General features: G+C 52.3%; 1 protein-coding gene. It reads left to right on the top strand.

Going from position 1 to position 844, the window contains the following annotated elements; genetic code table 11:
• Positions 1–42 precede the first annotated feature (42 nt).
• Positions 43–835, top strand: a protein-coding gene (locus tag HMPREF2907_RS11780) for an IS5 family transposase (protein WP_234403659.1) whose coding sequence is annotated in 2 segments (ribosomal slippage) — positions 43–306 and positions 308–835 — 792 coding nt in all. Because the reading frame shifts where the segments join, the coding sequence is not laid out codon by codon here.
• The last annotated feature ends 9 nt before the right edge of the window (positions 836–844 follow it).

Below are 844 nucleotides of genomic sequence, written 5' to 3'. Positions count from 1 at the left end.
AGAACGTGTTCATTGTCTCAGCCTCTGCTGTAAACTATCGGCATGAACAGAAAAACCTACCCAAGCGATATCAGTCGCGAGCAATTTGCGCCTCTCCTTCCCCTGCTGGAAAGTGCCCGTAAACGCACAGCGCCACGCCAGGTGGACTTGTACGATGTCTTTTGTGCCATTCTCTACCTGCAACGCACTGGCTGCTCCTGGCGCGCTTTGCCGGGCGACTTCCCCAAATGGCGCACCGTGCATTCCTACTTCCAGAGATGGACCGAACCACGCGAGAGTGGCATCAGCATCCTTGAGGAAGCATTAAAAAAATCAGGTAGTTGCGGAGCACCGCAAGCAGGGGCGCCATGAAGCAACTACTTTCCTGATTATTGATGCGCAGAGTGTGAAGAACACGGATACCGCCATGGAAAAAGGCTACGATGCGGGCAAGAAGGTTAGCGGTATCAAGCGACATATAGCGGTTGACACGCAAGGTTTGCCGCATGCCCTTGCGGTAACGACGGCGGATGTTACGGATAGAAAAGGCTGCCTGGTGGCATTGGAACGTGGGCGGGATAATCTTGGTGCGATACAAAAAATCCTTGCTGACGGTGGTTACACGGGTAAGGCATTTGCTTCGTCGGTACAGGAGTTGATTGGTGCGGAGGTAGAGATTGCCAAACGAAACGAATTGCACCGTTTTGCAGTATTGCCGAAGCGATGGGTAGTAGAGCGCAGCTTTTCCTGGTTGGAAAAGAACAGGCGGCTTTGGAAAAACTGCGAGCGTAAGTTGAGTACCAGTCTGCAAATGGTAGCTTTGGCTTTCTTGGGAGTCCTGCTACGAAGACTATGAACACGCTCT

Origin of the sequence: Neisseria sp. HMSC055H02, assembly GCF_001813335.1 — a bacterium.
GTDB classification, from domain to species: Bacteria; Pseudomonadota; Gammaproteobacteria; order Burkholderiales; family Neisseriaceae; genus Neisseria; species Neisseria sicca_C.
This window is presented reverse-complemented; position numbering and strand designations above follow the sequence as displayed.